Here is a 13674-nt window from a genome sequence, read left to right as displayed (position 1 = left end):
ATCGGTCAGCAGTTTGAATCACAGTCCTCTCGATTTGGGAATCCCTTCCGATTCAATCAGCCTCGGAAAGACTCTAGTAGCCCTCGTCCTGCAGGTTGAGCAGCGGGAACGCGCTGTGCACGCCGGTCAGGTTGGTGGGCCAGCTCCTGGCGATGTAGCTCTTGTCGAGCTGCGACAGCGAGGTGACGCCCAGCAGGCCCATCACCTCCCTCATCTCCTCCTCGAGCAGCTCGATCACGCGCTCGATGCCGGCCGCACCGGCAGCGGCGAGGCCGTAGCAGTAGAGACGGCCGAGGCCGACCCAGTCGGCGCCCATGCAAATCGCCTTCACGATGTCGCTGCCGCGGCTGAAGCTGCCGTCGACGGCCACCTTGGCACGCCCCGCCACCGCCTCGACGATCTCCGGCAGCACCTCGGCCGAGCCGCGGCCATGGTCGAGCTGGCGGCCGCCATGATTGGAGCAATAGACGCCCCAGACGCCCTGCTGGCAGGCGAGCTCCGCATCCTCGCCGGTGCCGATGCCCTTCAGCATGAACTTCACATCGGGAAACTTTTCGCGGACGGCGATGAAGTTATTCCACGAGAAGGCCGCCTGGTGATCCTGTCCCGTCGCCGAGGAGCGCCAGGACTTCACGAAACGCTTGGCGATGTCGCGTTCACGGCGGCTGTACACCTGCGTGTCGACGGTGATGCAGAAGGCGTCGTAGCCCGCATCCATCGCCTGCTTCACCCGGTCTGCCACCCAGGCATCGTCGCCGCGCACATAGAGTTGATAGATCTTGGGGCCTGCGCCACCCTTCACGATGTCTTCGAGCTTGAGCGTGGTGACCGAGCTGATCAGCATCGCGACGTTACCCGCGCCGGCGCCCTGCGCGACCGTGATGCCGCCGCCGGGCTCGAAGGATTCGAGCGACCCGACGGGCGCTAGCATCACCGGCAAGCGAATCTTGCGACCGAGGATTTCGGAGGAGGGATCGATCGTCGACACGTCGCGAAGCACGCGCGGCTTGAAGGCGATCGTGTCGAGCGCCAGTCTGTTGCGGCGCAGCGTGGTTTCGGTTTCCGTGCCACCGATCAAATAATCCCAGATGTTCGGATTGAGCCGGATTTTCGCCGCTTTTACGATTTCGTGTAGCGTCACGAAGTCGCTTTCCAGACCGCTCGCCATTATTCCCTCGACTCTCGCAGTGGTGGCGGTTTCTTGCGCGTCCTTCGGCGCCACGTCAACGTGGCGTCACAGGCCGCTGGCATTGACGATGGCGGCTTCGGACGATTTCCCCGCCGGGCATTCGCTCGGCGGAACCAGTAAGAAGGGCTGGCCTCATCAATGGCCGGCGGTGAGGACTCGAGATGAAGAGACGGGCACTGACGATGGCACTGGTTCTCGGTTTGATCGCGGGGCCAGCCCTCGCCGCCGAGCCGGTGCCCGCGATGAAGGAAACGCCGATGTTCGCCGACCAGGTGAAGTCGGGCGCCCTTCCCCCCGTCGACAAGCGCATTCCGCAGCAGCCCTGGGTCGTCAACTACTTCGCCGGCGGCGATGGTCCGGGCCAGCAGGGCGGCCAGCTCAACATGCTGATCGCCAGTGCACGCGATACGCGCCTGATGACGATCTTCAGCTACACGCGCCTCATCGTCTATGACGATAAGTTCAAGCTGAAGCCCGACATCCTCGAGAGCTACGAGGAGAAGGACGGCCGCGAGTTCACCTTCAAGCTGCGCGCCGGACACAAATGGTCGGACGGCGAACCGTTCACCACCGAGGACTTCCGCTTCTTCTGGGAAGACGTCGCCAACAACAAGGACCTCTCGAGCGGCGGTCCCAGTGTCGAGCTGCTGGTCGACGGACAGCCGCCCAAGGTCGAGATCATCGATCCGCTCACCATCAAGTACACCTGGGAAAAGCCCAACCCCTATTTCATCGAGAGCCAGGCGCGCGCCGCACCGCTCTTCCTCTTCCGTCCGGCTCACTACCTGAAGAAGTTCCACAACAAGTACACGCCGGAAGCCGAGATCGTGAAGTCCGCCAAGGGCGGCCAGCAGGGCTGGGCGTCGATCTTCCGCCGCAACGATGTGATGTACACCAACGACAATATCGATCTGCCGACGCTCAACCCATGGGTCGGCACGACTCCGTCGCCGGCGCAGCGCTTCGTCTATGTGCGCAACCCCTACTATCATCGCATCGACGAGAAGGGGCAGCAGCTTCCCTATGTCGACCGCATCATCTTCACCGTCACGGCGACCAACCTCGTGCCGGCCAAGGCGGGTCTCGGCGAGGCCGACCTGCAGCCGCGCTACCTCAACATGCGCGACTACACCTTCCTGCAGAAGAGCGCCCAGACCTCGGGCGTGAACGTGCGCCTCTGGGAAGCGGGCTCGGGCTCGCAGCTCGCGCTCTATCCCAACCTCACGGCCAACGACCCTGAATGGCGCAAGCTGATGCGCGACGTTCGCTTCCGCCGCGCGCTGTCGCTGGCCATCGACCGCGAGGAGCTGAACCAGGTCGTCTATATCGGCCTGGCCAAGCCCTCCAACAACACGATCATGCCGCGTTCCGAGCTGTTCAAGCCGGAATACGCGACCAAGTGGGCCGACTACGATCCGAAGCTCGCCAACAAGCTGCTGGACGAAATCGGCCTGACCAAGAAAGACAGCCAGGGCTTTCGTCTGCTGCCCGACGGCCGGCCGGCGACCATCGTCGTCGAGCATTCCAGCGAGGAAACCGAGGACAGCGACGCGCTCGCGCTGATTACCGACAACTGGAAGAAGATCGGCATCAAGATGCTGACCAAGCCGCAGACGCGCGACAATTTCCGCCTGCGCACCTTCTCGGGTGAAGCCGTCATGACGGCCTTCGCCGGGGCGGTGACGGCGGTTCCGACGCCCAACACCAGCCCCAAGGAGTTCGCGCCGACCATGCTGGGCGGCCTGCAATGGTCGCGCTGGGGCATGTTCGTCGAGTCGAAGGGCAAGCAGGGCGAGAAGTGCGATCTCGACTCGGCCTGCAAGCTGCTCGACTACGTGAAGGAATGGGAGACCGGCGCGACGGTCGAAGACCGGCGCAAGGCCTGGGAGAAGATCCTCGCCACCAACGCCGACGAGGTCTTCTCGATCGGCACGGTCAACGGCATCCGCCAGCCCGTCGTCGTCGGCCCGAAGATCCACAACGTGCCGAAGGAAGGCTACTACGCCTGGGATCCGGGCGGATATATCGGCCTCTACCAGCCGGACACGTTCTGGATCGCGCAGTAAGCGAGAGAGGCCCCTCCTTCGAGCAGGGTCATCGCATGTAACTCAATGGTCCCTCACTGCGTTCGGGATGACAATTTTGCTGAGGGTTGGCGCGGTGCGTCGCTGCAGAAAACATTGTCATCCCGAACGCAGTGAGGGACCTTTATTCTTTCACCACGTATCGATGTTTGGCCGCTTCTTGTGGCTGTGCGCCGGCCGTGGCTTGGCCTCCAGAAGCGCCGTCGCGATCCAGCGCCGCGAGTCGGCCGGATCGATCACCTCGTCGACCTCGAAGTAGGTCGCGGTGCTGAGCGCCTTGCCGCGCGCGTAGGCGGCCGCGACCATCTTGTCAAACAGCGCGCGGCGCTCGTTCGGGTCGCTCACCGCCTCCAGCTCCTTGCGGAAGCCGAGCTTCACCGCGCCTTCCAGGCCCATGCCGCCGAACTCGCCGGTCGGCCAGGAGAGCGCGAAGACCGGCGCGTGGAAGGAACCACCGGCCATCGCCTGCGCGCCCAGCCCATAGGCCTTGCGCAGCACGATGGTGCCGAACGGCACGGTGAGGTTGGCGCCGGTCACGAACAGCCGCGAGCAGTGACGGACCAGTGCCGTCTTCTCGATCTCCGGCCCGACCATCATGCCGGGCGTGTCGCAGAGGAACAGGATCGGGATGTCGAAGGCATCGCAGAGCTGCAGGAAGCGCGCGGCCTTGTCCGAGCCGTCGCTGTCGATGGCGCCCGCGAGATGGACAGGATTGTTGGCCACGATGCCGAGTGGCTTGCCCTCGATGCGGCCAAAGGCCGTCACCATTCCGGGCCCGAAGGCGCGGCGCACCTCCAGCACCGAGTCTTCGTCGCACAGCGTGGCGATCACATCGCGCACGTCGTAGACGCGCAGCCGGTTCTCCGGGATCGCGCGCCGCAACAGGCGCTGGTCGGCCGCCCGCCACTCAGGCAGCGCACCCTGGAAGTACGACAGGTACTTCTTGGCCACGGCGACCGCCTCGGCTTCGTCCTCGACGGCGATGTCGACCACGCCGTTGGGGACCTGCACGTCCATCGGCCCGACTTCCTCGGGCGAGAAGACGCCGAGATTGCCGCCCTCGATCATCGCCGGACCGCCCATGCCGATCGATGAGTTCTTCGTCGCGATCACCACGTCACAGCAACCCAGGATGGCGGCATTCCCGGCAAAGCAGCGGCCCGAGTTGATGCCGACCAGCGGCGCCACGCCACTCAGGCGCCCGAAGATATGAAAGGCCATGGTGTTGAGCCCGGCGACCGACTGCACGTCGATGTCGCCCGGCCGGCCGCCGCCGCCTTCGGTGAAGAAGACCAGCGGGAGGCGCTGCTTCTCGACGATCTCGAACAGCCGGTCCTTCTTGTGATGGTTGTTCTTGCCCTGCGTGCCGGCCAGCACCGTGTAATCGTAGTGCGCGATCGCGACCCGGCTGCGCTCGGGCCCGAACAGCGAGCCGTTCACCCGGCCGATGCCGGTGATCAGCCCGTCGGCCGGCGTCTTCTCGATCAGGTCCTCGGCCGTGCGGCGCGTACGCTGGCTGGCGATCGCGAAGGCGCCGTACTCGACGAAGCTATTGGGATCGACGAGGTCTTCGAGATTCTCGCGCGCCGTCCGCTGGTTGGTCTTGCGCCGCCGCGCCACCGAGTCCGGCCGCTTCTCGTCGAGCGTCATGGCGCGACGTTCGAGGTACTCCGCGAGATCGGGCCGGACATGGTCGAGGTCGACCGTCTCCTCGACAGCCGCACCCTTCACCTCGACATCGGCCTCCTCGACGAAGAGAAGCGAATGGCCTTCGTAGACCGTCTCGCCGGCGTCAACCGCAATGCGCCGCACATAGCCGCGCGCCGGGCTGCGAATCTCGTGCTGCATCTTCATTGCGTCCATGACCAGCAAGGCCTGGCCTGCCGCGACCGCATCGCCTTCCTTCACCGACAGGCTCACGATCGTGCCCTGCATCGGCGCCGGCACCGCGACAGTGCCTTCCAGTGCGTCGCTCGCCACGCTGGAGGAAGCCGTCTCCGACCTGGCCTTGCCGAAGGCCAGCACCGCCAGCGGATCGACGCTGTCGACCCGCGCGCCGACCTGCCGGGCCGACGAAGCGGCCGGAACCGCCGCTTCGAAATAGAGACCGGCCTTCAGCTTGCCCGCTGCCTCGATCAGGGACGCGGCCTGCTCGTCGACGAAGCGCGTATGGACCTTGTCGGCACGGAAATCGGGATGGGCGATCAGCGCGCGCAGGAAGGCGATGTTCGAGGGCGCGCCCTCCAAACGGAACGCCGCCAGCGCCCGCTCGGCCCGCTGCAGCGCGCCATCAAAATCGGCCGCATGAACAATCACCTTGGCCAGCAGCGAATCGAAGTTGGGATTGGTGCGATAGCCCGCATAGCCATAGGTGTCGACGCGGATACCCGGCCCCGACGGCGGCTCGAAGGAGGTGAGCGTGCCGCCACCCGGCTTGGCCGAACCGTCGGCCGTCATGGTCTCCATGTTCACGCGAAGCTGGATGGCATGGCCGCGCGGCGAAGCCTTCCTGATACCGGTATCATCGAGCGACGCGCCGCCCGCCAGGCGCAGCTGCGTCTTCACGAGATCGACGCCCCACACCTCCTCGGTAACGGTGTGCTCGACCTGCAGGCGCGGATTGGCCTCGATGAAGCAGAAGAAGTCCGGCGACGTATCGTCGACCAGGAACTCGAAAGTGCCGAGGCTGCGATAGTTCACAGCCTTCGCCATTGTGACCGCCGACTCGACGATCTTGCTGCGCATCGCCTCCGACAGATTGGGACTTGGCGCCAGTTCGATGATCTTCTGGCTGCGGCGCTGGATCGTGCATTCACGCTCGCCCAGGGCCACGATGCCACCCTCGCCGTCACCGACGATCTGTACCTCGATATGACGCGCCCGCGCGATCAGCCGCTCGGCATAGAGATCGCCATTGCCGAAGGCTGCCTTCGCTTCGGCCGAGGCGCGCGCGAAGGCCTCGTCGATCTCGCTTTCCTGCGTGACGATCCGCATGCCGCGCCCGCCGCCGCCCGCGATCGCCTTGATGACGATGCCGGCCTTGCGATGCTTGGCGAAGAAGGCCTTCACGCCCGCCACGTCGACCGCGCCATCGGTGCCCGACAGGACCGGCGCCTTGTTCTTGCCGGCATGGGCGCGCGCACGCGCCTTGTCGCCAAACAGGTCGAGATGCTCGGGCGTGGGACCGACGAACACCAACCCTGCGTCGGCGCAGGCTTTGGCGAAAGCGGCGTTCTCTGACAGGAAGCCGTAGCCTGGATGCACCGCATCGCAGCCCGCGTCTTTCGCGGTCGAGATCACTCCAGCGATGTCGAGATAGGCCGCAGCGCCGCGTCCCTTCAGCGGCCGCACCTCGTCGACGCGGCAGACATGCAGCGAGGTCGCGTCGTCCTCGGAATGGACACCCACGGTTGCGATGCCGAGTTCGGCGGCAGCCTGGGCGATGCGGATGGCGATCTCGCCGCGGTTGGCGATCAGGAGTTTCTTGAGCATGTCTGCGTGGGGTAAAACCCCCTCCATGTCTAAAAGGCTGCTCATTGTGGCGCACGCCCCTTCGGAGAACACCCTCTCCCTGCGCGAGGCCGTGGAACGCGGCGCGCGCAGCGAAACGGACATCGACGTGCGGGTGATCGCGCCGCTGCAGGCCGGCCCCGACGATGTGCTGGCCGCCCAGGCGGTGATCCTCGGCACCACCGAGAACCTGGGCTACATGAGCGGCGCCCTGAAGGATTTCTTCGACCGCAGCTACAATGCCTGTCTGGAGAAGACGCAGGGCATGCCTTGCGCGCTCTACATCCGGGCCGGCAGCGACGGCACCGGCACGCGCCGCGGCGTCGAGACGATCCTGACCGGCCTGCGTTGGCGCGCCGTCCAGGAGCCCCTTCTGTGCAAGGGCCCCTGGCAGCCGGCCTTCGTCGACCAGTGCGAGGAGCTGGGCGCGGCCATGGCGGCCGGCCTCGCCGCCGGCATCTTCTAAGTCACTGGGCGGTGTAGCCGCCGTCGACGACGAGGCCCGAGCCGGTCATGAAGCCGGCATCGTCCGACGCCAGGAACACGATGCCCTTGGCGATGTCCTCGGCGACGCCCAGCCGGCCGATCGGATGCATGGTCTGCGAGGTCTTGCGCGTGGCCTCGGTGTCGTTGGTGCCGAGCGCCCGGGCCCGCATTGCAAAGGTCTGCTGGCCCATGTCGGTGTCGATGACGCCGGGATGGACCGAGTTCACGCGGATGCGATAGCCCTTGCGGCCGAACTCCAGAGCGGTCGACTTGGTGAACAGCGTGACACCGCCCTTGGTCAGCGAATAGAGCGGGTCGAGCTGCGAGCCGACGAGGCCCGCCACCGAGGCGAGGTTCACGATCGCCGAGCCGTGCGCACTCTTCGTGCCACGCTCCTTGAGATGCGGCAGCGCAACACGAGTACCCAGCACCACGCCGGTCAGATTAACGGCGACGAGCTTGTGCCATTCATCCATCGAGGCATCCTCGACGCCCTTGCCGACGAAGATGCCGGCATTGTTCACCAGGATGTCGAGGCCGCCGAATTTCTTCACCGTGGCATCGATGGCGGCGGTCCAGCTTGCCTCCTGAGTCACGTCGAGGGGCACGAACATCGCCTGCCCGCCGGCCGCCTCGATCTCCTTCGCCGTCTGGCGTCCGCGCTCCTCGAGCACGTCGCCGATCACCACCTTGGCGCCGACACTCGCCATCAACTTCGCGGCCTCGCCGCCGATGCCACGGGCAGCGCCGGAGAGAAATGCCACCTTGCCGTCAAGCCTGTTCATTCGTTTCCTCCTCGTGGGTCGCGTGTTGCGCCCGTGCTGTTTGCGGCTATGCTGCCTGCGAGAACAAGAAAAGAAAACTAGGGAGGGCCGCCAGGCATGCGCCAGGGACGGCTGATCGCGACGGGTGCGATGCTGGCCTTTTGCCTGTTTGCACTCTGGCAATCCTTGTTGCTGTCGCTGACCGACCGCCTGGGCCCCGGCCCGGGCTTCTTTCCGTTCTGGCTGGCGCTGATCGGGATCGTGCTCTCGCTCGCCCTGCTCGTGTCGATCTGGCGCGAGCCGCAACCGGCCGCCGACGCATCGACCGAAGAGGTCCGCATCCTACCGCACGGCTGGGGCGCCCTGCGCTGCTTCGCCATCATAGGATTACTGGCGGCCGTCACCGTCGCCATGGAATTCGTCGGCTTTCGCCTCGCCATGCTGGTCTTCAACGCCGCCCTCGTGATCGCGCTGGGCGAGCGTCGCTGGTGGCTCATCGCCGTCTTCGCCGTGCTCGGCAGCTTCGGCGTCTACTACGTCTTCACCACGTGGCTGGACGTTCTCCTGCCGACCGGTCAGTTCGGGATATAGGCGCATGGAAGCCCTCGGCCACCTGCTCCAGGGCTTCGCGGCGGCGCTGACGCCCGGCTATCTCCTCTACGCCTTCGTGGGCTGCATGCTGGGCACCCTGATCGGCGTGCTGCCCGGCCTGGGGCCGGCTGCGGGCACGGCGATCCTGATCCCGCTCACCTTCAGCCTCGACGCCACCGGCGCCATCATCATGCTGTGCGCCATCTACTACGGCGCCATGTACGGCGGCACCATCACGTCCGTGCTGATCAACGTGCCGGGCGAAGCCGCCTCGGTCGTGACCTGCATCGACGGGCACCAGATGGCGAAGCAGGGCCGCGCCGGCTCCGCGCTGGGCATCGCCGCGATCGGCTCCTTCGTCGGCGGCACCCTGGCCACCGTGGCGCTGGTCGCCGTCGCCATGCCGCTCGCCTCGCTGGCCCTGAAGTTCGGGCCGGCGGAGTTCTTCGCCCTCATGGTGGCCGGCCTTTGCCTCGTCGTCGGCCTCGCGGGCAACAACATGCTGGCGGCCCTGCTCATGACGGTGATCGGGCTCCTGTTCGCCATGATCGGCGTCGATCCGGTGCGCGGCGCCCCGCGCTTCACCTTCGGCGTCGAGGAACTCTACGACGGCATCGGCTTCGTGCCCGTGGTCATGGGCCTGTTCGGCGTCGCCGAGCTCCTGCTGGCCGCCGAGAAGCGCCAGACCCACATGGTCGAGGCCGAGCTCAAGAGCTGGATGCCGACGGGCGCGGAGTGCCGACAGTCGGTGGGTGCGATCGGCCGCGGCACGGTCGTGGGCTTCGTCCTGGGGCTCATCCCCGGCGTCGGCGCCATCGTGCCGACCTTCATGGCCTATGTTTTGGAAAAGCGTGTCTCCAAGACGCCCGAGCGCTTCGGCAAGGGTGCGATCGAAGGCGTGGCCTCCGCCGAGACCGCCAACAATGCCTATGCCAACGCCTCGATGGTGCCGCTGCTGGCGCTGGGCATCCCCAGCTCGCCCACCATCGCGGTGCTGATGGGCGCCTTCATCGTGAACGGCATCACGCCGGGGCCCTTCCTGTTCAAGGAGCAGCCGGAGCTGGTGTGGACGGTGATCGCCAGCTTCTTCGTGGGCAATGCGCTGCTGCTGATCCTCAACCTGCCGCTGGTCGGCCTGTGGGCCAAGCTGCTGAAGATCCCGTTCAGCTACATGTGCGCGGGCGTGCTGATCTTCTGCGTGATCGGCGCCTACGGGCTGAAGCAGAGCCTGTTCGACGTCTGGGTCATGCTGGGCTTCGGCATCCTGGGCTACCTGCTGCGCAAGCTCGACTTTCCCATAGCGCCGGCGATCCTGGCGCTGATCCTGGGTCCGATGATGGAGAAGTCGCTGCGAACGACGCTCGAGATCTCGGGCGGCAGCTTCGCCATCTTCCTCGACCGTCCGGTGGCCCTCGCCCTGCTCGCCATTCCGGTGATCGTGGTCGGCTTCCTGCTGTTCAAGCCGCGCTCGCTGGCGCCGCTCAGGGAGAGCGACATCGAGTAACGCGCGTTCCAGTCGTCAAACAAAGGGAGGAATAAGAAATGCTCATTCGTCGCCGCACCCTGCTCGCCGCCACGGCGGCCGCCACCGTCGCCAGCCCGGCCCTTGCGCAGAACTATCCGCGCCGTGCGGTCCAGATGATCGTCGCCTTTCCCGCGGGCGGCAGCACCGACGTCGGCGCCCGCATCCTCGCGGCGGCCGCCGAGAAGGACCTCGGCCAGACGATCACCGTGGTCAACAAGGCCGGCGCCGGGGGCCAGATCGGCTTCACCGAAGTGGCCCGCGCCCGGCCCGACGGCTACACGCTGGGCTTCCTCAACCTGCCGGCGGTCAACACCATCATTCTCGATCCCGAGCGCAAGGCCGCGTTCAACGTCGACAGCTTCATTCCCATCGTGAACCAGGTGCTCGATCCCGGCCTGATCTGGGTCAAGGGCGACAGCCCCTACAAGACGCTGGCCGACCTGACGGATGCGGCCCGCAAGGCGCCCGGCAAGATCAGCGCCTGCACCACCGGCATCCTGAGCGACGACCATCTCGCCATCCTGATGGTCCAGGAGATCGCCAAGTGTGAATTCCGCATCGTCCATTTCGACGGCGGTGCGCAGCAGATCACCGGCGTGCTGGGCGGCCATGTCGACTGCGCCTTCGACAATGTCGGCGGCGTCTTCAAGCGCGTGCAGTCGGGCGAGGTGCGCGGCCTCGCCGTCACCGACAGCGAACGCTCGAAGTTCCTGCCCAACGTGCCCTGCACCAAGGAGCTGGGCATGCCGACGATCATCTCCTCCTCGACGCGCGGCGTCGGCGCCCCCAAGGGCACGCCGGCCGACGTCGTGAAGGTGATCGAGGCCGCCTTCCTGAAGGCGATCAACTCGCCGGAGATGCTGCAGAAGATGGACGCGGTCGGGCTTGCATTGAAGCCGATGGTCGGGGCGGAGTATGCGAAGTATTACGCGGATACTCAGGCGCAGGCGAAGAAGTATACGGAATGGGCTCTCAAACAACGTTAACGTTGTTTGAGAGCGGTGGGCGTCAGCGCTTGTAATCAAGCGCGAGAGCCCACACCGCGCAGAATAGATAAGAATTCTTCCTGCGGCTCTGACCCCTCCGCCCTCGTATGACGAGGGCACCTCCCCTTCGCGGCATCCGCGAAGGGGAGGAAATGAGGGACCTACTTCTTCCCGAGCTGGTTAAATGGGATGTCTTTGTCGACCCGAATGTCGGCCGGCAATCCCAACACCCGCTCCGCCACGATGTTCCGCAGGATCTCATCCGTACCGCCGGCGATGCGGAACCCCGCGCCGCCGATCCATTGCGCCTGGAAGCCGGCCGCGAAGGGCACGTCCTCCTTCATGATGCCGGCATGGCCCATCAGCTCCATGGCGAAGGCCCCCATGTCCTGCATCTTGGGTGCCGCCACGATCTTGATGATCGAGGATTCCGGTCCCGGCGTCTGGCCCTTGGAGAGCGCCGTCAGCGTGCGGTAGCGCGTGAGCTTCAGACCCTGCTGCTGGACATACCAGTCGGCGATCTTCGAGCGGACCTGCTGGTTGCGGATCGCGGCACCATCTTCCAGCTCGGTCTCGCGCGCCAGTTCCATCAGCTCGTCGATGTCGAGGCCGCCCGAGGGCAGGCCGACGGCGAGGCGTTCGTTCATCAAGGTCGTGAGCGCGGCCTTCCAGCCCTCGCCCACCTTGCCCAGGCGCTGGCTGTCGGGAATTCGAACGTTGGTGAAGAACACCTCGTTGAAGTTGGCGCCGCCCGACATCTGCTTGATCGGACGGACTTCGACGCCGGGGCTCTTCATGTCGAGGAAGAACATGGTGAGGCCGGCATGCTTGGGCACATTCGGATCGGTACGCGTGATCACGATGCCGAAGTCGCAATAGTGCGCGCCCGAGGTCCAGACCTTCTGGCCGTTGATGATCCAGTCGTCTCCGTCGCGCTCAGCCTTGGTGCGGATGCCGGCCACGTCGGAGCCGGCGGCGGGCTCGGAGAAGAGCTGGCACCAGACTTCCTTTCCGTGCAGCGCCGGCTTCACGTAACGCTGCAACTGCTCGGGCTTGGCATAGGCCATCATGGTCGGGATGCACATGCCGAGGCCGATGTCGAAGAAGCCCAGCGGCACCAGATAGTTCGCCTCCTCCTGCTGGTAGATCACCTGCAGGATCGGCGAGGCGCCGCGGCCGCCGAATTCCTTCGGCCAGGTGAGGCGGGCATAGCCGGCCGTCGCCTTCTTGTCCTGCCACTCCTTGGCTTTCGTCAGCAGCTCGGGATCGTCGTTGCGCGCGCGGAAACTCTGCTTGTCGTCGCTCTTGCGCGTGGCGTTGGCGTCGAGCCAGGTGCGCACTTCCTTGCGGAAGGCGGCTTCTTCGGGAGTGTCGTTGAAATCCATCGTTCCCTCCTAGGCCGCGTTCTTCTGTTCGAGACGCGTCACCAGCTTGTCCTTCCAGGCCATCGGACCGCCGATCGACAGCGCCATCAGGCGCGAGCGGCGGTAGTGGAACTGCGTGTCGGCTTCCCACGTGAAGCCGATGCCGCCATGGGTCTGGATGTTCTCCTTGGCCGCGAAGTCGTAGGCCTCCGTCGCCGCGATGCGCGCCGCTGCAGCCGCCAGCGGCAGGTCGGCGCCGCCCTCGGTCAGCATCATCGCGCCGTAATAGGCGTTGGAGCGCGCCAGCTCGAGCTTCACGTAGCAGTCCGCCAGCTTGTGCTTGATCGCCTGGTAGGAGCCGATGGCGCGGCCGAAGGCGTTGCGCTGCAGCGCATAGTCGCGCGCCATCCACATCGCCGCCTCGGCACCACCCACCTGCGCGAAGGCGAAGTAGACCGCCGCCGCATCGTAGAGCCTTTCGAGCAGGCTCCAGCCTTCGCCTTCGGCGCCCAGCAACTCGGCCGAGGCATCGCTGAAAGTGAGTTCGGCATGCTTGCGCGCCGGATCGATCGTCTCGATGCGCTTCTTCGCAACAGCCTTCTGCGTGAGGTCGACCAGCACCAGCGACACGGCGCGATCGCCCGTGCCGCCGGTGTTGGCGAGCGCGATGGCAAACGTCGCGGCCTCGCCGTCGGTCACCGGCAGCTTCTTGCCGTTGAGATGGCCACCACCGAACATGGTGCGGATGTTCCGCGGCTTCGGCGGCTGCGCGCCCTCGGCGATGGCCAGCGTGCCGATCGCCTTGCCCGACGCGAGGTCGGACAGCCATTTCTTCTTCTGTGCGTCTGAGCCCGCGAGCTTCAGCACTTCGGTCGCCAGCACGACCGAGGTGTCGAACGGCACTGGTGCTGCGGCACGGCCGATCTCCTCGGCGACGACGCAGACTTCCAGCGGCGACAGGCCCATGCCGCCATACTCCTCGGGAATGCCAAGGGCCGGCACGCCGAGATCGACGAGCCCCTTCCAGACATCATCTGCATGGGTTTCGTCGCCGTCGAGCACGCGCCGCACCACTTTGGTGGGGCACTTGTCGGCGAGGAACTTGCGAACCTGCTCCTTGAGCAGCTTCTGGTCGTCGGAGAAATCGAAGTTCATGATGCCCGACCCTAGCAAGC

The 13674-nt window shown here is 65.8% G+C and carries 10 protein-coding genes; 5 read left to right on the top strand and 5 right to left on the bottom strand.

All coding sequences use genetic code 11. The features are described from left to right. Positions 1-73: 73 nt before the first annotated feature. Positions 74-1168 carry an alpha-hydroxy acid oxidase gene (locus AC1ROX_RS28150; RefSeq protein ID WP_493131584.1) on the bottom strand — a complete coding sequence of 365 codons (1095 nt, stop codon included), beginning with the start codon at positions 1166-1168 and terminating at the stop codon, positions 74-76. 182 nt (positions 1169-1350) lie between these two features. Between AC1ROX_RS28150 and AC1ROX_RS28145 the strand changes: the two genes are divergently transcribed. Further along, positions 1351-3255: an ABC transporter substrate-binding protein gene (locus AC1ROX_RS28145; RefSeq protein WP_493131582.1), complete on the top strand. Its 1905-nt coding sequence runs from the start codon at positions 1351-1353 to the stop codon at positions 3253-3255. Positions 3256-3405: 150 nt separating this feature from the next. Here AC1ROX_RS28145 and AC1ROX_RS28140 read toward each other — a convergent pair whose 3' ends face one another. Continuing rightward, on the bottom strand, positions 3406-6765 hold the full coding sequence (locus tag AC1ROX_RS28140) for a carboxyl transferase domain-containing protein (RefSeq protein ID WP_493131580.1): 3360 nt from the start codon (positions 6763-6765) through the stop codon (positions 3406-3408). Between the two features lie 25 nt (positions 6766-6790). Between AC1ROX_RS28140 and AC1ROX_RS28135 the strand changes: the two genes are divergently transcribed. Then, positions 6791-7249 (top strand): flavodoxin family protein, encoded by a 459-nt coding sequence (locus AC1ROX_RS28135; protein WP_493131578.1) that lies wholly within the window; start codon positions 6791-6793, stop codon positions 7247-7249. Between the two features lies 1 nt (position 7250). Here the strand turns inward: AC1ROX_RS28135 and AC1ROX_RS28130 are convergent, their stop codons facing one another. Continuing rightward, positions 7251-8054, bottom strand: a complete 804-nt coding sequence (locus tag AC1ROX_RS28130; protein WP_493131576.1) for an SDR family NAD(P)-dependent oxidoreductase — start codon at positions 8052-8054, stop codon at positions 7251-7253. Between the two features lie 96 nt (positions 8055-8150). Here AC1ROX_RS28130 and AC1ROX_RS28125 point away from each other — a divergent pair, with 96 nt between their 5' ends. Genes AC1ROX_RS28125 through AC1ROX_RS28115 form a run of 3 tightly spaced genes read left to right on the top strand, consistent with a single transcriptional unit; the run spans position 8151 to position 11135 of the window. Continuing rightward, positions 8151-8624, top strand: a complete 474-nt coding sequence (locus AC1ROX_RS28125; protein WP_493131573.1) for a tripartite tricarboxylate transporter TctB family protein — start codon at positions 8151-8153, stop codon at positions 8622-8624. A 4-nt stretch (positions 8625-8628) separates the two neighbouring features. Beyond that, positions 8629-10128 carry a tripartite tricarboxylate transporter permease gene (locus AC1ROX_RS28120; protein ID WP_493131571.1) on the top strand — a complete coding sequence of 500 codons (1500 nt, stop codon included), beginning with the start codon at positions 8629-8631 and terminating at the stop codon, positions 10126-10128. Between the two features lie 38 nt (positions 10129-10166). Further along, positions 10167-11135 (top strand): tripartite tricarboxylate transporter substrate binding protein, encoded by a 969-nt coding sequence (locus tag AC1ROX_RS28115; RefSeq protein WP_493131568.1) that lies wholly within the window; start codon positions 10167-10169, stop codon positions 11133-11135. 161 nt (positions 11136-11296) lie between these two features. Here AC1ROX_RS28115 and AC1ROX_RS28110 read toward each other — a convergent pair whose 3' ends face one another. Next, positions 11297-12520, bottom strand: a complete 1224-nt coding sequence (locus AC1ROX_RS28110) for an acyl-CoA dehydrogenase family protein (protein ID WP_493131566.1) — start codon at positions 12518-12520, stop codon at positions 11297-11299. A 9-nt stretch (positions 12521-12529) separates the two neighbouring features. Then, positions 12530-13654 (bottom strand): acyl-CoA dehydrogenase family protein, encoded by a 1125-nt coding sequence (locus AC1ROX_RS28105; RefSeq protein ID WP_493131562.1) that lies wholly within the window; start codon positions 13652-13654, stop codon positions 12530-12532. Positions 13655-13674 lie beyond the last annotated feature (20 nt).

This window comes from Reyranella sp. GW821-FHT14A01 (genome assembly GCF_058803965.1).
The sequence above is the reverse complement of the archived record's forward strand: the minus strand, read 5'-3'. Positions and strand labels throughout refer to the sequence as shown.